Origin of the sequence: Ruegeria sp. HKCCA5839 (assembly GCF_013035585.1) — a bacterium.
Classification (GTDB): Bacteria; Pseudomonadota; Alphaproteobacteria; order Rhodobacterales; family Rhodobacteraceae; genus Ruegeria.
In genome coordinates this window covers 264941-284062 of record NZ_WQIE01000002.1, presented here as the reverse complement: position 1 = coordinate 284062, position 19122 = coordinate 264941, and the positions used below count along the sequence as shown (strand labels likewise).

At 59.4% G+C, this 19122-nt stretch carries 14 protein-coding genes; all 14 read right to left on the bottom strand.

Annotated features, from left to right (window positions below; translation table 11 throughout):
- Positions 1 to 5: 5 nt before the first annotated feature.
- Positions 6 to 2657 carry a nitrate reductase gene (locus GOV38_RS06925; protein WP_171208575.1) on the bottom strand — a complete coding sequence of 884 codons (2652 nt, stop codon included), beginning with the start codon at positions 2655 to 2657 and terminating at the stop codon, positions 6 to 8.
- Positions 2657 to 2989, bottom strand: a complete 333-nt coding sequence (gene nirD / locus GOV38_RS06920) for a nitrite reductase small subunit NirD (RefSeq protein WP_171208574.1) — start codon at positions 2987 to 2989, stop codon at positions 2657 to 2659. The genes GOV38_RS06925 and nirD overlap by 1 nt, the downstream gene beginning before the upstream one ends.
- Positions 2986 to 5421 carry a nitrite reductase large subunit NirB gene (gene nirB, locus GOV38_RS06915; protein ID WP_171208573.1) on the bottom strand — a complete coding sequence of 812 codons (2436 nt, stop codon included), beginning with the start codon at positions 5419 to 5421 and terminating at the stop codon, positions 2986 to 2988. The genes nirD and nirB overlap by 4 nt, the downstream gene beginning before the upstream one ends.
- 4 nt (positions 5422 to 5425) lie before the next feature.
- Complete coding sequence (locus GOV38_RS06910; RefSeq protein WP_171208572.1) at positions 5426 to 7105, bottom strand: ABC transporter ATP-binding protein; 1680 nt, start codon at positions 7103 to 7105, stop codon at positions 5426 to 5428.
- Positions 7106 to 7110: 5 nt separating this feature from the next.
- Positions 7111 to 8184: an ABC transporter permease gene (locus GOV38_RS06905; RefSeq protein WP_171097721.1), complete on the bottom strand. Its 1074-nt coding sequence runs from the start codon at positions 8182 to 8184 to the stop codon at positions 7111 to 7113.
- 119 nt (positions 8185 to 8303) lie between these two features.
- On the bottom strand, positions 8304 to 9668 hold the full coding sequence (locus GOV38_RS06900) for a CmpA/NrtA family ABC transporter substrate-binding protein (protein WP_171132361.1): 1365 nt from the start codon (positions 9666 to 9668) through the stop codon (positions 8304 to 8306).
- A gap of 266 nt (positions 9669 to 9934) precedes the next feature.
- The gene (locus GOV38_RS06895) at positions 9935 to 11104 is read right to left on the bottom strand and encodes an ABC transporter substrate-binding protein (RefSeq protein WP_171212979.1); all 1170 of its coding nucleotides are present in this window, start codon (positions 11102 to 11104) and stop codon (positions 9935 to 9937) included.
- Complete coding sequence (locus GOV38_RS06890; protein WP_171097715.1) at positions 11101 to 11685, bottom strand: ANTAR domain-containing response regulator; 585 nt, start codon at positions 11683 to 11685, stop codon at positions 11101 to 11103. The genes GOV38_RS06895 and GOV38_RS06890 overlap by 4 nt, the downstream gene beginning before the upstream one ends.
- Positions 11686 to 11830: 145 nt before the next feature.
- Positions 11831 to 12970 carry a Gfo/Idh/MocA family protein gene (locus GOV38_RS06885; protein ID WP_171208571.1) on the bottom strand — a complete coding sequence of 380 codons (1140 nt, stop codon included), beginning with the start codon at positions 12968 to 12970 and terminating at the stop codon, positions 11831 to 11833.
- A complete protein-coding gene (locus GOV38_RS06880; RefSeq protein ID WP_171208570.1) occupies positions 12967 to 13737 on the bottom strand; it encodes a sugar phosphate isomerase/epimerase in 771 nt (256 codons plus the stop codon). The genes GOV38_RS06885 and GOV38_RS06880 overlap by 4 nt, the downstream gene beginning before the upstream one ends.
- On the bottom strand, positions 13734 to 16157 hold the full coding sequence (locus tag GOV38_RS06875) for a glycoside hydrolase family 2 protein (protein WP_171208750.1): 2424 nt from the start codon (positions 16155 to 16157) through the stop codon (positions 13734 to 13736). Before GOV38_RS06875 ends, GOV38_RS06880 begins: the two co-directional genes overlap by 4 nt.
- Before the next feature lie 5 nt (positions 16158 to 16162).
- Positions 16163 to 17233, bottom strand: coding sequence for an ABC transporter ATP-binding protein (locus GOV38_RS06870; protein ID WP_171132367.1), 1071 nt, complete (start codon positions 17231 to 17233; stop codon positions 16163 to 16165).
- Between the two features lie 2 nt (positions 17234 to 17235).
- The gene (locus GOV38_RS06865) at positions 17236 to 18144 is read right to left on the bottom strand and encodes a carbohydrate ABC transporter permease (RefSeq protein WP_171208569.1); all 909 of its coding nucleotides are present in this window, start codon (positions 18142 to 18144) and stop codon (positions 17236 to 17238) included.
- On the bottom strand, positions 18137 to 19063 hold the full coding sequence (locus GOV38_RS06860) for a carbohydrate ABC transporter permease (RefSeq protein ID WP_171208568.1): 927 nt from the start codon (positions 19061 to 19063) through the stop codon (positions 18137 to 18139). Before GOV38_RS06860 ends, GOV38_RS06865 begins: the two co-directional genes overlap by 8 nt.
- Between the last annotated feature and the right edge of the window lie 59 nt (positions 19064 to 19122).

Here is a 19122-nt window from a genome sequence, read left to right as displayed (position 1 = left end):
AGACCTCAGACCTGTGCGCGGCGTTTTGGGGTCTTGGCCTCTCGCATCGAATATTCGGTGATCAGATCCGCAAGCTCGGGCCGGCACGAGCCGCAATTGGTGCCTGCCTGAAGCGCTTCGCCGATTTCAGCGACGCTCAGATGGCGCTCGTCTTGTATCGCGCTGATGATGGTCTTCAGCCCAACGCCGAAGCATGAACAGACAACCGGCCCGCAATCGACCTGATCCAGCGCAGCGCGTCCCGACAGCAGTTGATAGGGGGCCACATCTGGCAGGGTTGCAAGATAGTCCCGCATCAACGAGATCGGTTGCGACGAGACATAAAGTGCGGCCAAAACCCGGTGTTCATTGGACAACACAATCCGAAACGCGCCGCGTTTCGGGTCTTCGATCACTGTTGCCGTAGCATCGGGCAAGTCAAACCACGCGCGCGCGGTAACTTCCCAATCATCAATGGCGTGACATCCCGCCAATTCGGTTCTGTACCCGTTGTCGGTTTTTACCAACGCCCAATAATCCGAAGACGGAGCAGGCGCGGAAACCGATACTGCGAACCCATACCATGCCGCTTGCATGGGCTTTACGGACACAGCCGCCGCTTTGCTTTCCGGCTGACCCGAGATCGGATCTGTCACGCTGGGCACCAAGGCATCGACACGCGCAGCAGGCGCGGTTTCGCCAGTCCAGTGGATGGGGGCAAAGACCTGCCCCGGCGTGACCGCATCGGTGATCCGCAGCCGGAAGATACCTTTGCCAACCGCGCTTGTGATCTCGACCAGATCTGCTGGGGCAAGGCCCAGTTTCTTCGCGTCCTCCGGATTCACCTCGACATAAGGTTCCGCCAGATGGGCAGACAAGCGCGGCGACAGGCCCGATCGGGTCATCGTGTGCCATTGATCGCGGTTGCGCCCGGTGTTCAGCACAAATGGATAGGTCTCGGACGGCGTTTCCTGAGGTGGGCGATGGGAAACGGGAAGAAGACGCGCCTTGCCGTCGGGGTGAAAGAACGCCCCATCCTCAAAGAAACGTCCACCGGTTCGTTTCGCAGATACGGGCCAGCGTGTAGGCGCTAGCTCGGCATAGTCATCCTCGGTGATATCCGTGAGGCCAGAAATGTCGAAATCCTTGCCGAAAGACCCCGCGAGCGACGACATGGCTGCATATTCGCGAAAGATCTGCGCCGGAGAGTCAAAACTGAACGCCTCGTCCCAGCCCATACGGCGTCCGACCTCAGCCAGGATGTCCCAATCGGCGCGGGCTTGACCGGGTGGCGTCAGAACCGCGCGTTGCCGGCTGATCGTGCGGTCCGAGTTGGTAACGGTCCCGGATTTCTCGGCCCAGCCTGCCGCAGGCAGGACCACATCCGCGAGGCGCGCTGTATCTGTCTGCGCGGTCAGATCGCTGACCACCGTAAAGGGGCAATCTTTGATCGCCGCGCTGACCCGGTCTGCATCCGGCATGGTGACCGCCGGGTTGGTGTGAATGACCCACAGAGCTTTGACCTTGCCTTCTTCGATTGATCGAAACAGATCGACCGCTTTCAAACCCTGTTTTTGCGGCAGAGTTGGCGCGTTCCAGAACCCCTGCACCGCGGCGCGATGATCGTCGTTTTCGATGTCCAGATGGCAGGCCAGCATATTGGCCAAGCCGCCCACCTCACGACCGCCCATCGCGTTGGGTTGACCGGTGACCGAAAACGGCCCCATGCCTTCGCGCCCGATCCGTCCGGTCGCCAGATGGCAGTTCAGGATCGCGTTGACCTTGTCCGTTCCGCTGGAGGATTGGTTCACGCCCTGACTGAAGATCGTCACCACGCGTTCGGTTTGGGTCCAAAGCGTGCAAAACCGTTCGATGTCGGCGGGGTCCAAACCGGTGACCGCCGGATCATCCTGTTGGGCGGCCTCAAGCGCTTCGGCGAAGCCAACTGTGTGGTCCAGAAACTCAGGCGCGACATGCCCGCCTGCATGGATTTGCGTCAACAGGTGATTGAACAAGGCCACATCGCTGCCGGGCTGCAAGGCAAGGTGCAGATCGGCCTGGCTGCAACTGGCTGTCCGGCGCGGGTCGATGACCACGATCTTGGTGCCCTGCGCCTGTCGCGCGGCGATTATGCGCTGATAGAGAACCGGGTGACACCACGCGAGGTTTGACCCCACGAGAACAATCAGGTCGGCCTGATCCAGGTCCTCGTAGGTGCCCGGAACCGTATCCGTCCCAAAGGCCCGTTTGTGCCCGGCCACGGTGGAGGCCATGCACAGCCGCGAATTGGTGTCGATATTGGCCGAGCCGATGAACCCTTTCATCAGCTTGTTGGCGACATAGTAATCCTCGGTCAGCAACTGGCCCGAGACGTAAAAGGCGACGCTGTCAGGCCCGTGATCCCTGATCGTTGTGGCAAAGCGATCCGCCACCAGCTGCAACGCATCGTCCCACGTTGTGTCTTTTCCCAACACACGCGGGGCCAGCAGGCGGTGATCCAGCCCGACAGTTTCCCCCAAGGCCATGCCTTTCGAGCATAGACGCCCGTAACTTGCCGGATGCTCCGGGTCTCCACGCACGGCCAGCCCCCCGGCCCCGTCCGGGCGCAGCAAGACGCCACAGCCGACACCGCAATAGGCACAGGTTGACCGGGTCTCGGGCAGGCCGGTTCCGTCCATCAGGCCGCGCTCCGCCGGGTGACGGCGCTGTCGTCCAGCAGGATGCGGCCGTCTTCGACGCGTACGGAATAAGTGTCGATCCGCCCCTCATCCGCGCCCTGCGCCTGACCGGTGTTCAGATCAAACACCCAATTGTGCAGCGGGCAGGTCACGGATTGCCCGTGCACGATGCCTTCGGACAAAGGCCCACCCTTATGCGGGCAGCTGTTGGTGGCGGCGAAAACTTCGGCCTCGGCGGTGCGAAACACCGCGATACAGCCGATATGGGTTTTCACCAGACGTGCGCCGCGCAGGGGCACATCTTCGAGGCTTCCAATGTCGATCCAGCTCATTCCGCGGCCTCCAATGTGAAATCTGCAATCGGTGCATAGGTCTTGGCCTTGTCACGCACATGCTCGGCCCAGGGGTCCTTGCGGTAGATGCTTTGCGACAGCTCAAACCGCGCAACCAGTGCGGCACGGTTGTCCAGGTCTTCGACGACCTGCGCCTTGACCCAGTCCATGCCGACCTTGCCCAGCCATTTATACAGGCGGTCCAGATACTTGCCGCCTTCGCGATAGGCTTGCGTGACGGCCATGACGACCTCAATCGCCTCATCCTCGGTGGGGACCTGACACAGCAGCTCGGTCTCTTTCACATCCATCCCGGCAGCCCCGCCGATGCTGATCTGATAGCCCGAGTCCACACAGACGACGCCGATATCCTTGCAGGTCGCTTCGGCACAGTTGCGCGGACAACCCGAGACGGCCAGCTTGAGCTTATGCGGTGTCCAGGACCCCCACAGGGTTTTCTCAAGCTTGATGCCAAGCCCGGTGCTGTCTTGCGTGCCGAATCGGCAGTGATCAGTGCCAACACAGGTTTTCACCGTGCGCAGACCCTTGGAATAGGCGTGGCCCGAGACCAAACCCGCATCGTTGAGATCCGACCAGATCGCGGGCAAGTCCTCACCCTTAACGCCCAGCAAGTCGATGCGCTGGCCGCCTGTCACCTTGACGGTGGGCACATCGTATTTGTCGGCGGCGTCTGCGATGGCACGCAGCTCATCCGGCGTGGTGATCCCGCCCCACATACGCGGCACAACGCTGAAGGTGCCGTCCTTTTGGATATTGGCGTGTTTGCGTTCGTTCACGAACCGGCTTTGCGGATCGTCCTGATATTCCAGCGGCCAATCGGCCAGAAGGTAATAGTTGATCGCCGGGCGGCAGATATGACAGCCATTGGGTGTTGTCCAACCCAGCTCCTGCCAGACGGCAGCCTGGCTTTTCAACTCCTGCCCCTTGATCAGACGGCGCACATCCTCGTGGGTCAGATCAGTGCAGCCACATACCGGCTGCGCCGCTGGCATCTGGAACTCATCACCCAGTGTAACCTGCAACAATTGCCCGACCAGCCCCGTGCACGTCCCGCAGGATGCGCTGGCCTTGGTGCTGGCCCGCACCGCGCCCAGATCACCGGCCCCTGCTGTGATCGCTTCGACAATCTCGCCCTTGCATACGCCGTTGCAGCCGCAAATCTCCGTCTCAGGCGGCAATGCTGCAACGGCTGAGAGAGGGTCCGCGGTATCGCCCCCCTGATAGGCCGGGCCGAAGATCAACGTCTCGCGCATTTCGTCGATGTTTGTGCCGTCTTTGATCAGGCCAAAGAACCAGCTGCCATCTGCGGTGTCGCCATACATGACCGCGCCAACCAACCGGTCCTCTTCGATCACCAACCGCTTGTAGACGCCGCGCGACGGATCGCGGAACACGATGTCATCGCGCCCGGGGCCATCGGCAAAATCACCCGCGCTGAACAGGTCGCACCCGGTAACCTTCAGCTTGGTCGAAAGCGTCTTCTGAACAAATGCTGCGTCCTGCTCCATCAGAGCCTGCGCGGCGACCTTCGCCTGATCATAAAGAGGCGCCACAAGGCCAAAGACCGCACCATCATGTTCGACACATTCGCCCACCGCATACACATCCGGGTCCGAGGTGAGCATCTGGTCATCAACATGAATACCACGCCCCGTGGCCAGGCCGGCCTCCTGCGCGAGTGTGGTGTTGGGCCGGATGCCCACCGCCATCACCAGCAGGTCGCAGGGCAGTTCGGTGCCGTCCTCCAACAGCAGCGCCCGTACTTTGCCGTCCTGGCCCAGGATCTCCTTCGAGTTCGCCTGCAGGCAGATCTTGATGCCTTTCTCCTCCAGCGACTTCTTCAGAAGGTAACCGGCGGCCTCATCCAGCTGACGTTCCATCAAGTGGCCCATGATGTGCACCACGGTCACGTCCACCCCATGCACGGCCATGCCCGCTGCGGCCTCAAGGCCCAGCAAGCCGCCACCGATCACGACAACTTTGTTGTCGGGACCCATACCCATCATCTGCTGCGTATCTTCGAGATCGCGATAGGCGATCACGCCGTCCAGATCATGACCGGGCAGAGGGATGATGAACGGGTTTGACCCGGTGGCAATCACCAGTTTGTCGTAGGGCACATGACCCTTCTCACCCTCGACCACCTTCATTTCACGGTCGATCTTCGCAACCTTTTCGCCAAAGCGGCAGGCCACGCCACGCTCGGCATACCAGGCATCGTCATGGGTGACGATCTCGTCATAGGTTTTCTCACCCGACAGCACCGGGCTCAGCATGATGCGGTTATAATTCCCGCGCGGCTCGGCATTGAACAGGGTGATGTCATACGCATCCGGCGCGTTGTCGGTCAGGGTTTCCAACACCCGGCCCGAGGCCATGCCTGCGCCGATGACAACAAGTCTTTGTTTCATGGTTTCACTCCGCTGCAATCGCCTTGGGGGCGGGCGATTTCGGCTTGGCGCCGTGTTCGTATTCTTCCAGGAAATCCAGAACTTCCTGCCGATAGGCGTAATAATCGGGATGCTCCAACAACGCCTTGCGGGTGCGCGGGCGCGGCAGATCGACGTTGGTGATCTTGCCGATGGTCGCCTGCGGACCGTTGGTCATCATCACCACCCGGTCAGCCAGCAGGATCGCCTCATCGACATCATGGGTCACGCAGATCGCGGTCACCTTGGTGCGCGACCAGACCTCCATCAGCACTTCTTGCAACTCCCAGCGGGTCAAGCTGTCGAGCATCCCGAAAGGCTCATCCAGCAGCAGCAGCTTGGGCGACAGGGCAAAGGCGCGGGCGATGCCAACGCGCTGCTTCATGCCGTTCGACAGATCGCTGGCGGATTTGTCCATCGCGTCGGCCAGACCGACCCGTTCCAGATAGTATTCGACCACATCCTGCCGCTCGGCCTGGCTGGCCTTGGGATAGACCTTGTCGACCCCGATCGCCACGTTCTCTTTGGCGCTGAGCCAGGGGAACAGGTTGGGTGACTGGAAGACCACCGCACGTTCGGGATCAGCGCCTTCAACGTGACGCCCATCCAGTTTAATCGCGCCTTTCGAGATCTCGTTCAGTCCGGCCGCCATGGTCAGAACCGTGGACTTGCCGCAGCCGGAATGCCCGATCAGCGAGATGAACTCGCCCTTGTCGATCTTCAGATCGAAATCCTCAACGACGGTCAGCGGTCCCTTGGGTGTCGGATAGACCTTGTGCAGTTGCGAGAAGTCCAGGAACCGGTTTTCGATCATCCCAGCCTGTGCCTCGGCTACTGCAGCGGGCACGCCGTGGATCGGGGTGACATCAGGCAGCAGACGCGTGCCTTCAACCTTGGCCTCGATCCCCACATCCATCAGGTATTTGGTGACATCAGCACGCAGACGCTTGAACGTCTCGTTGTTGTTCATCGCCCCCCGTTCACGCGGACGCGGGATCGAGACGCGGAACTCCTGCCCCAGCGTGCCATCAGGGTTCAATGCGATGATACGGTCGGCCAGAATGATCGCCTCATCCACATCGTTGGTAATAAGCACACAGGTTTTCTTGTCGGCTTCCCAGATATGTTCGATCTCGTCGGCCAAATTGGCGCGGGTCAGCGCATCCAGTGCCGAAAGCGGCTCGTCCAGAAGCAGAACCTCGGGGTTCATCGACAGGGCGCGCGCCACGTTGACCCGTTGCCGCATCCCGCCCGACAGTTCCGCCGGACGACGCGTCGCGGCGTGGCTGAGGCCCACCATCTTGACGTAATGCGCGACCTTCTCGGCTTTTTCCGCCTTGCTGAGACCCGGGAACACAGTGTCCACCGCCAACCCGACATTGCCATTGACCGTTAGCCACGGCATCAGCGAATAGCTTTGAAAGATCACGCCGCGTTCGGGGCCCGGGCCCTTGATCGGCGCGCCTTTGAACGTGATCTCACCCGAAGTGGGCGTATCCAGCCCTGCCAGCAGGTTGATCAGCGTGGTCTTGCCAGTGCCGGAAAAGCCGAGGATGACCAGGAACTCACCCTCTTCCACATCCAGGTCGATGCCCTTCAGCACATCGGTGCGTCCGGCGCCCTCACCAAAGGATTTCGAGGCGTTTTTGATGCTTAGAATACCCATCACACTCACCGGTTGTTGGTAAAGGTAAACAGGGATTGCAGCGCGTACATCACCCGATCCAGCAGGAAGCCGATGATGCCGATGGTCAAAACCGCAACCATGATCTTGGCCAGCGACTGAGACGAGCCGTTCTGGAACTCATCCCAGACGAACTTACCAAGGCCAGGGTTCTGCGCCAGCATTTCAGCGGCGATCAGAACCATCCAGCCAACACCAAGGCTGAGGCGCAGACCAGTGAAGATCAGCGGCAGAGCCGAGGGCAGAACCAGCTTGGTGATCTTGGTATAGGTGTTCATTTTCAACACCTTGGAGACGTTCACCAGATCCTTGTCGATGGATGCCACACCCAAAGCGGTATTGATCAGCGTAGGCCAGAGCGAACACAGTGTTACGGTGATGGCCGAGACCAGGAAGGACTTGGCGAACCAGCCATCCTGCGTGACGTAAACGGCCGAGACAACCATGGTCACGATGGGCAACCATGCCAGAGGAGAGACCGGTTTGAAAATCTGGATCAACGGGTTCAGCGCTGCATTTGCGGTCGGCGAAAGGCCCGCAGCGATACCAAGCGGCACGGCGACAACCGTGGCGATCAGAAAGCCGAAGAACACGGTTTTGATCGAAGTCCAGATTTGCGCGTAATAAGATGGCGCGCCGGTGAAGGGGATATCTTTCACCTTTTCAGGCTGGCCCCGGTCGATAAAACGCTGGTTGCGCTTTTCGACGCGTTCTTCATGGGCTGCCCGTTTTTCAGCGGTCGCTTTTGCCGCTTCGTGCAGGTTGACCGCTTCAGTCCAGACTTGCGCCGGGCCGGGGATCGCCCCCAGAGAAGTTTGGACCTTTGGAGCGAGCGTGCCCCACAAGACCAGAAAGGCCGCAATGGCCAGCAAGGGCACGATCAACAGTCGCCAGATTTCGCTGACTTGTGCCTTGGGGTTATCGCCCGCAGCAGCCTTCAGGACAGGCGTCAGCCAAGCAAGGCCAAGCACCTGAAACCATTTGTCGGCCTGGTTGATACGTGTGAACAAACGCTCTTTGCGCTGTTCAGAAGCTAAGGAACTGGGGTCGATCGCGGTCATGTGTCGGGTCCTGCTTTGTGGCGGGAAGTTGGATGGAGGGATCGCGCATCAGTGATGCCGGGGCGGGGAAGGATTTGAAGAACCCTTCCGCCGCAAGCCGTCGCCGATGCGCGGCTCAATTAGCCTTGGATCTCGGTGCCAACGACTTTTTGGTCACCTTTCAGGCCGATCGGAAGGCTGTCCAGATAGGCGTTGGGCGCTTTGCCGTCATAGCCGATGCCGTCGATGACGTCCGCTGCCGGAGTAGGCGCTTTGTACCCGTCGCTGTCCCAGGGGAAGTCGGCTTCGTTCGCCAAGCCTTCGTCTACCAGCAGCTTGGCCGCTTCCAGATAGATTTCAGGCTTATAGACAGACTTGGCGACCTCGTCATACCAGCTGTCTGGTTTGGCTTCCGAAATCTGGCCCCAGCGGCGCATCTGTGTCAGGTACCACACCGCGTCGGAATAGAACGGGTATGTCGCGTTATAGCGGAAGAACACGTTGAAGTCGGGCGCCGGACGACGGTCGCCTTTTTCAAACTCGAAAAAGCCGGTCATCGAGTTTGCGATCACCTCGTAATCCGCACCCACATATTCCGGGCGGCTCAGGATCTCGACCGCTTCTTCGCGGTTGGCATTGTCGTTTTCATCCAGCCAGATAGCCGCGCGGATCAGCGCCTTGACCACGGCGAGGGTCGTGTTCGGGTTTTCTTCCGCGAATTCCTTGGTGATGCCAAAGACCTTTTCGGGGTTGTTCTTCCACATATCATAGTCGGTGATGACCGGAACGCCGATGCCCTTGAACACGGCCTGCTGGTTCCATGGCTCGCCCACGGCATAGCCATAAATGGTGCCCGCTTCGAGTGTGGCCGGCATTTGCGGCGGAGGCGTCACAGACAGGAACGCTTCGGCTGCGATCTGACCGGTGATGTTTTCAGGAGAGTAATAACCAGGGTTGATACCCCCCGCTGCCAACCAATAGCGCAGCTCGTAATTATGCGTCGAAACCGGGAAGACCATGCCCATGTTAAAGGGCTTGCCTTCGGCGTTGTATTTTTCGATCACCGGCTTGAGCGCTGCCGCAGAAATCGGGTGCTGCGGGCGACCATCGTCCATTTTCGGCACGTTCGGCTTCATCTCTTCCCAAACCTCATTGGACACGGTGATGCCGTTGCCGTTCAGGTCCATCGAGAAGGGCGTGATGATATGCGCTTCGGTGCCATAGCCGATTGTCGCCGCCAAAGGCTGACCGGCCAGCATATGTGCACCGTCCAGCTGACCATCGATGACGCCATCCAGCAGCACTTTCCAGTTGGCCTGCGCTTCAAGCGTGACAAACAAGCCTTCGTCGTCGAAGAACCCTTGTTCCTGGGCAACCGCCAAAGGCGCCATGTCGGTCAGCTTGATAAAGCCAAAGGTCAGCTCGTCTTTTTCCAGCTCCAGCTCGGCAAATACAGGCGAGGCAAGGGCCGTCGTCGCTGCCAGGCTCAGAATTAGCTTTTTCATCTTCATCCCTCTCGGTTCAGCCCATTGGGCAAACAAAAAAAGCCGCCGACACACACCGCCGGGAGGAGTTGGCGGTTGGTCGAGCGGCTTTGCTCTTTTTAGATGCCCTGCGTTGTGGGCGAATTCCGTCGGTGGGCTTCGTTGCCTTCCGATGACCTCATTAAGCCCCTGACAGGTGGTGGCGTCATTCCTTTTTGAGGTTTGCGCCCCGATTTTTCTGCAATGCAGCGTCAAACTACGCTGCGATGCAAAAATTTTGTGCAGACTTAACTGGTCGGCTCGAAAATGCGCCGGTCGAAGAACACATTCTGAGACAGAATCAGGCTTCCATTGGCTGAAGCGACGGCGGTTGACTCGGCCAAAGCACCTTCCTGTTTCTCGGATGCGCCGGGGGTTTCGACCCCCAGCCCCTGCAACTCGCGCCGGTACAGATCACTGCGAAAGACCTTGGCAGCCTGACGTTCGGCTGTGCTGGCGTCCAGCCCGTTTCGCATCGCCAGTTGGTGCGCCACCCACTTCGCCTGACTGCGCCAGGGGAAAGTGGCCGCACCGTCAAAGAATTCGACAAAACCTTCGACTTGGCGCGTCTCACCGCGGGCCGAGATGGTGAACTCACCCATCAACGCGCGGTCAACCAGTTCGGGCGAGACATCAAGATAGGTTTTGCGCGACAACATTTCAGAGGCGGTGGTCCGGCTGTCCGGTTGCGACAGCCACCGCGCTGCACGCCACACGGCGCGCATCAGACTGCCCAGCAAATGCGGCTCGGTCTCGGCCCAATCATTTCTGACTGCCAGCACCTTTTCCGGCGCGCAGCTCCAGATCGCACGACCGGGCAAAAGCAGCGCACCGACATTGTCATCCACCGCAAAAGAGCCCCAGGGTTCACCCACGCAAAACGCATCGATTTCCCCTCCGGCCAGCGCCTGTGCCATCAGAGGGGGCGGAACCGTGCGAATTTCCACTTGTTTCGAGGCCAGATCGGTGCCCGCAACCCAATAGCGCAAAAGCTCGACATGCATCGAGAACGGGAAGGGCACGCCAAACACCAGAACGTCACCGGCCACCTTTGCCAAGGCAGCACCCGCCGCTTGCGCATCGGCAAAGTCAAAGGCAAAACCCTGATCCGCCAACCGCTGGGCCAGATGCGTACCAACGCCGATAACATTGCCATTCAGCGACAGGACCGAAACCGCAGAAAGCGACGTTGCAATGCCCCCCAGGCCCAAAGCCATCGCCACCGGGACTGGCGACAGCAGATGCGCCGCATCCACATGCCCAAAGGCCAGCATATCGCGCAGCGATGACCAAGACGGGGCCGGGCGCAAATCCAATGAGATGCCTTCGGCATGATCAAACCCCATCTCGCGCGCAACGATCAGGGGGGCGGCATCGACCAGAGGCATATAGGCGACGGGCAGAGTGACGGTTCTCATGACAACAACCCCGACGCGGTGACCAGCGCCTCGGCCACATCCGCAACCCTGCGGTTCTGGTTCATGGCCGTTTTGCGCAACAGCGCATAGGCCTCGTCCTCGGAAACTCCCTTGGCCTTGATGATCAATCCTTTGGCCCGGTCAATCACCTTACGCTCTTCCAGTGCGCGGCGGGTTTCGGCCAGTTCCACGCGCATCTGACGCAGGACCTGAAACCGGGCAATGGCCGTATCAATAACCGGTTTAATCCGCTCGGCCTGCAAGCCATCAACCACATAGGCAGACACGCCGGCCTCAACAGCCGCTTTGGCCAAACCGCCCGCCGCGCCCGTTACGAACATGGCCACCGGGCGTTCGAGCGGGCTGGAGGCGACGGTCAGCTCTTCCAGCATGTCGCGTGAAGGGTTGTCGATATCAATAAGCACGATGTCGGGGTCATGCACTGCAATCTGGCGCGCCAAGCCCGAGACATTGCCGATCACAAACACGTCCGCGTCACCCGCCTCTTTCAAGGCATCAACGATCGCGAACGCGCGTTCCTGGTTCTGCTCGACAACGACAACTGTCAGATTCTGGCTCATGCAGACCATCTGGACACTTGTTGGGCCGACCTCAATCAGCAGGGTCAGGCCCACCGCTTTCGGGCCCACTTCCGCCTAAATATTGAGCGGAAACGGCGAGGCTGCGAAAGCGATGAGCAGTTTTAGGTGTCGCCCACCCATGGACTCAAGCTGGGTTCAGGATTTCCCGGGCCAGTTCGGGTGGGAAAGCCTCGGGCCGGGTGCAATCTGTCTCGATCTCGACAAACGAACCGATCTCGGCCGATTTCAGAATAGCGGTCATGACATCGACACTATGCACAGCAAGTTCCAAGGCACACCGATGCGGGCGACCCGCATGCAGACCGGCAATCATGTCGGCCAGCCCCGCACAGCGATAATTGGCGCGCGGCTCCGCTGAATCTAGGTTTTCATTGGCCCGACCAAAGGGGTGGTTCCAAGGCTCGACCGTCTTGACCTCACCGTCCTCACCCGCAAGGGAAAGCGTACCTCCGAAAAAGTTCGGATCAGGCACATAGAGCGAGCCATGGCTGCCATAAAGCTCCATATTGCTATGGGTGTGCGCCTTCACATCCCAACTGGTGCCAAGCGTTATTATCGCGCCCGACTGAAACTCCAGCAAAGCCATCAGCGTTGTGGGGGTCTTCACCGGTACCGTCTCACCGCGCCGGGGCTCAGACTTGATGACCCGTTCGGCAAAAGCGGTCTGCGACAGCGCAGCAACCTTTCGCACCGGCCCCAGCATGTTTATGAGGTTGGTCACGTAATACGGCCCGATATCCAGAACCGGCCCAGCGCCGGGCAAAAAGAAAAAGTCGGGGTTTGGATGCCAATGCTCCATCCCCGGCCCCATCACATAGGCGGTCCCCGAAACGACCTGCCCAATGGCCCCATCATCGATCAGCTGCCGCGCCTGTTGATGGCTGCCACCCAGAAAAGTGTCAGGTGCAGACCCGACACGCAGCCCGCGCTCATTGGCCAGTTTGGACAGCGCGATGGCCTCATCCAGCGTCAGAACAACCGGTTTTTCCGAATAAACATGTTTTCCCGCCTCAAGCACCGATTTCGAAACCTCGAAATGCGCCGCAGGGATGGTGAGGTTGACCACAACGTCAATGTCATCCGCCGCAAGCAACTCTTCGACCGTCGCGGCCCGGATCCCGAACTCGGCCGCCCGTGCCTGTGCCGTTTCCAGGTTCAAATCGGCAATGGCCCGCATTTCGAACCCTTTGAACAACGGGGCGAGCCTTAGATAGGCGGCCGAGATGTTTCCGGCCCCGATAATACCTACGCCCAAATTCGTCATGTGTTGTCCTTTGCAAATGCGGTTGCTGCCTCGAACGAACGCCGGGCGAACCGTGCATGGTCAGACGGGTTGTCATGTTCCATGATGAAGTGCTTTGCGCTGGTCCCTTTCAGCGCTGCAAACAGTGCCGACCAGTCCAAAATGCCCTGCCCTACATCGGCCCAGCCGTCTTCGTCCTGACACATGCCTTCGGGCGCGATGTCTTTGACGTGAACGGCAGAAATCCGGTCACCATAGCGGGCGATAAAGTCAAACGGGTCACGCCCGCCCCGTGCAACCCAAGCCACGTCGAGTTCCAGCAACAGATCATCCGACGCCTGCAAGATCAGATCCAATGGCGTTTCCGCTATCCCCAGATCGGCAACTTCAAAGTCATGATTGTGCCAGCCGAAGGACAGTCCGGCATCCTGCAAAGGCTTGCCCGCCTCAGCCAAAGCTTGACCAAACGCTGTCCATCCCTGCGCATCCACCGGGCGATCCTGAGGCATCAGGAACGGAAAAAAGACGATCTCGACCCCAAGTTCCTTGCACAGTTGGACCACATCGCCAGGGTTTTGGCGCACGGCATCCAAACCGAAATGAGCGGTGGGCAGGCGCAACCCGGTTTGGTCCAGCCCTGCCCTCAACTGTCCAAGCAGTTCAGCATCCTGAAACAGCGCGCCATAACCTTCGACTTCTTGATAGCCGATATCCGCCAGCAAGCTAAGCGTATCGGTGAGTGGCGCAAAATTGCGCGAGCTATAAAGCTGATATCCAAAAGCGGTCATGATCTATCCTTGTTGGTCGTGCCGTATGTGGCGGAATACAGATCGCGCAGAACGAATTCGACGCGCGCGTGCGGGTCGGATGGCGTGAAGGTCAACTGGCGCGGCTCTTTCGGAAGCACCAAAAGCGCGTTGTCTGAGAACCGGCCAGGTTTGTCGGCCTCGATACCGGCGAAAAAGGCAGGCTTGTCGGTGCTGACGGTCAACTTGTATCTGTCACCATCACGCTCAGACGTCAGGACCAACTGCGTCGCCGGCAAGTTATAGGCCTTGTAGGGTAAGGGCGCATGGTGATCGGTCTGCACAGATCCGTCCGGTAGGGTGGTGCGGTAGAGTAGGATTTCGTCGGCAGCAATCAGACTGGTGGGCACCTGCAACAGCTTGGCGGCACGATCTGGCGTGACCCTCCCTTTCGCCCGCGCAACCTCACGTTCTTGCCCGTCCATGCCCAGCGCGCAGAGGGCAACAGTGACCTCAACCGGGGCCGAAGTGTCATTCACCGTGATCAGATCATAGGCACCGTCACTGGGCACAAGCGTGGTGCTGACCGGCGCATAGAAATGGCGCGCCATATAGTGCATCAGCTTCCACCCGCCGCCATAATCCAGCGAAGACCAACTGGCGACGGGCCAAGTGTCATTGAGCTGCCAATAAAGCGTGCCCATGCAGCGTGGCTTTTGTGCGCGCCAATGGGATACAGCGGTTTTGATAGCTAAGCCCTGCTGTACCTGGCTGAGATAGACGAAATTCTCGAAGCCTTCGGGGAAACGGAAATAGCGAAACATTGTCTCGGCAATCCGCGCATTGCCGCCTTTGTTCTTCTGGTGGCTTTCCAGCACCGGGGCGGCGATGTTGAAATCTCGTTCCTCGGCAAAGCTGCGGATAACATCCATCGACGGGTAGGATTGAAAACCGAACTCGCTGCAAAACCGCGGCGCCACGTCGCGATAATGATCAAAATCGCGCCCTTCATGCCAGACCGACCAGAAATGCATGTCACCGGCGCGGTCATCATGCCAACCGTCGCCGAAATCCAGCCGCCCCAGGGACGGTGAAGAGGGCCACCAATTGGCGTCTTCGCCCAGCACGTCCTTGACCGCGCGTTCAATGGTGCGGTTCAGCCGGTCATAGGCCACAAGATAACGGTCACGGTCCTTTACGCTTTCAGGATACCAGCCCAGCGCGCCGACCAGCTCATTATCGCCACACCACAGCGCGACGCAGGCGTGGTTCGAGAGACGCGCGGCCTGTTCCGTCACCTCGGCCCGCACATCATCCAGAAAACTGTCATGCGCCGGGTAGAGGTTGCACGAGAACATCGCGTCCTGCCAGATCAGCAACCCCAGCTCATCACAGGCCTCGTAAAAGCTGTCGGGCTCATACCGCCCACCACCCCAGACGCGCAGCATATTCATATTGGCGTCAACCGCCGATTGCAGCAGGTCGCGGGTCTTTTCCGGCGTAATCCGGCCCGGCAACGCATCAGCGGGGATCCAGTTTGCGCCCCGGCAAAAGACATCGACCCCGTTAACCTGCACCCGAAAGCTGGTGCCGATCTCATCGGGTTCGGTGACCAGAAGCATGTCGCGCAACCCGATCCTGCGCGTCTCTGTGACGTCTTGGGCACTGAGCGTTAAAGGATGCAATGTCTGCGCGCCCAGCCCAACCGGCCACCACAGATCCGGGTTTTCGACCTCGAACGCCGCTTCGATCCGGCCATGCACATCGCGGGTAACCGTCTGGGTCTCGCCTGTAAAGCAAAGCTCTGCTTGATCCGCGCCGTCCAGCTGCGCTTGCACGGTCAATGTCACGCGGTTTCCGGTATGGGCCTGCCGTGTGGTGATCTGCGAAAAATGTGGCTGGTCTTTGGGCCGCAGGCAGATATCGCCATAGATCCCAAACGGGGCCAGCGCGATGTTCCAATCCCAACCGAAATCACACTGCACCTTGCGCAGCATGTTGCCGTTTGGAATCGGACAATTTCGCGGATGGCTGGGCACTGGATATGGCAGCGCCGCCTGACGGTCGGCGCTTTCGCGCACGCTGGAATGCAGCGTGATCCGCAACGTATTCTCCCCGCGCCGCGCCGCGTTCGAGATATCGGCGCGATAAGACCGGAAGACGTTATCTGTGGTCAGAACAGGCGTGCCGTTAATCGTAACCTCGGCCACCGTATCCACCTGCGACAGTGTCAGAACGAAACTCACATCATCCAGATGGAAATTGCGTTCGAACACCCAATCCCGCTCGGCGATCCAACGCAGATCATATTCGTTGCGCCCAAAATAAGGGTCGGGGATCAGGCCCTCCTCATAAAGCGCCGAGATCCCATCGCCCGGCAGCGCGACGGCCAGATCATACTCGCCCAGCGCATCCCGCATGTGCCACGGGCCGGTCAGATCAATCGCGCCGTTTTCCTGCATGTCCTTCACAACCGCACCTCGGTTTCAGCGTCAAAGAACGAGGCTTTCGCCATATCAATCCCGATTTTCAGCTGATCACCGGGGCGGATATCGGTCTGCCCATCCAGTCGCACACGGAACGCCTTGTCTGCAAAACGGGTCCAGGCCAGAGTGTCTGACCCCATCGGTTCGATCACCTCAACGGGAACATCAGTGTGAAACGGCAAAGCCTCGGCGGCAGCGCCGGTTTCGATATGCTCGGGACGGATGCCCAATGTGGCCGGGCCGCCTGGCGTTTTGGCAAAGGGATAACCTGCCACCGACAGCACCTGATCCTGCATCTCGAACCGGTCTTCGATCAGCATCCCATCGATGAAATTCATCGCCGGAGAGCCCACAAAATCCGCAACATAGCGGTTGCCTGGCCGGTTGTAGATTTCCGTGGGCGAGGCCAATTGTTGAATCTGCCCGCCTTTCATCACCGCAATGCGGTCGGCCAATGTCAGCGCCTCGACCTGATCGTGGGTCACATAGATGATGGTGTTTTTCAACTGCTGGTGCAGGCGCTTGATTTCCACCCGCAGATCGGCACGCAGTTTGGCATCCAGATTGCTGAGCGGTTCGTCAAACAGAAACACATCGGCATCGCGCACCAGCGCCCGACCGATGGCGACACGCTGACGCTGACCGCCCGATAGGGCCGCGGGTTTGCGTTTCAGCAGCGGTTCGATCTGCAAAATCTCGGCCGCCCGCGCGACGCGCTTGGCGATCTCGTCCCGCGACATGCGGGCGTTTTTCAGACCAAAAGACAGGTTCCCCTCGACCGTCATCTGCGGATAGAGCGCATAAGACTGGAACACCATGCCGATACCCCGGTCCGAGGGTTCCTCCCATGTAACATTACGGTCTTTGATGAAGATCTGCCCGTCCGTGACCTCAAGCAGCCCGGCAATGCAGTTGAGCAGCGTGGACTTGCCGCAGCCGGATGAACCGAGCAGAACCAGAAACTCTCCGTCCTCGATATTCAGGTTCAGACCTTTGAGCACTTCGACCGCGCCGAAGCTGAGATCAAGATCGCGTATTTCGACAGAATGCATGGTTATCCTTTCACGGCACCGGCGGCGATACCGCGCACAAACAGCTTGCCTGAGACAAAGTAGATGATCAGCGGCACCAGCCCGGTCAGCAGGGTCGCGGCCATGTTGACGTTGTATTCCTTGACGCCCTGAACCGAGTTGACGATGTTGTTCAACTGCACCGTCATCGGGTAGGTTTCGGGCTTGGTATAGATCACTCCGAACAGGAAATCGTTCCAGATACCAGTGACTTGCAGGATTATCGCCACCACGAAGATCGGAAGAGACATGGGCAGCATGATGCGGAAATAGATGCTCCAGAACCCGGCCCCATCGACCCGCGCGGCCTTGTGCAGATCCTCGGGGATCGAGGCGAAATAGTTCCTAAACAGCAGGGTCAGGATCGGCATACCAAAGATGGTGTGCACCAGCACCAGCCCACCCAGATCGCCCATCAATCCGATCTCGCGCAGGATGATCACCAGCGGATACAGCATCGTCTGATAGGGTATGAATGCGCCCACGATCAGGATCGAAAAGAACACCTCGGACCCTTTGAACTTCCACCGCGCCAGGGCATAGCCGTTGATCGAAGCGATGGCGATGGACAGCACCACCGACGGGATCAGGATCTTGACCGAATTGCCGAACCCCCGGCTCAGCCCGTCACAGTTGATCCCGGTACAGGCCTGCGCCCAGGCCTTGACCCAAGGCTGGAAAGTGATTTCAAGCGGTGGGGAAAAGATGTTCCCTGTGCGGATTTCCGGCATGCCTTTCAGTGAGGTCACCACCATCACGTAAAGCGGCAGCAGGTAATAGACCGACACGACAATCAGCGTGCCATAGAGAAAGATGTTCGCCCGGCTGAAGCTGCGTTTGGGTTTGGGGCCACGGGGGCCATCCAGGCTGCGGGATGAGGTCAGATCAACCACGTTTGCGCCCTCCGAATTCAAGATAGGCCCAGGGGATCAGGATGATGGCCACCGAGACCAACATCATGGTCGAGGCCGCAAAGCCCTGCCCCAGGTTTTGCGCGCGGAACATGTACTGGATCACGTATTTCGCGGGCACTTCCGAGGCGATGCCGGGCCCCCCGTTGGTCAGCGCTACTACCAGATCATAAAGCTTGATGATGCCGCTTGCGATCAGCACCAGCGCGGTCACAAAAACCGGGCGCATCATCGGGATGATGACCACCACATAGGTTTTCACGGTGCCAATGCCGTCCACTCGGGCGGCTTTCCAGATGTCTTCGTCAATGCCGCGCAGACCCGCCAGCATGATCACCATGATCAGCCCGGTACCCTGCCACAGCCCCGCAATCAGGATGCCATACATCACGATGTCGGGGTCGTTCAGCGGGTTGAAGGTGAAGCTTTCCCACCCCAGGCTGCGCACCACGTGCTGAATGCCCAGATTGGGGTTCAAAATCCACTGCCAGGCCAGGCCCGTGACAATGAAGCTGAGCGCGAAGGGGTAAAGGAAGATCGTGCGAAACACGTTCTCACCCCGGATCTTGCGGTCCAGCAGGGCGGCCAGCGTAAAGCCGATGACTAAGGTAAAGACCAACGACAGGATACCGTAGAGCGCAAGGTTTTCCAGCGACACCAGCCAGCGGCGCGTGGTCCACAGTCGCTCATACTGCTCGAAGCCTACAAAATTGGTCTTCGGCAGCAGTTTCGACGAGGTAAAAGAATGCACCACCGTCCAGGCCGTTCCGCCCACGAACACGACCAGAGCGGTCAGGATCATGGGGATCGAAGCGATTTTGGCGGACAGGTTGCGAAACAGTGACACAGGCCGTTGCGCTTGCTTGCGCTCGGATGTGTCGATTGACGACAGATCTGACATGATAGTCCCTTGGCGCGGCTTAAACCTGCCCGAGATTACCTAATCCCGGACAGGCGCGC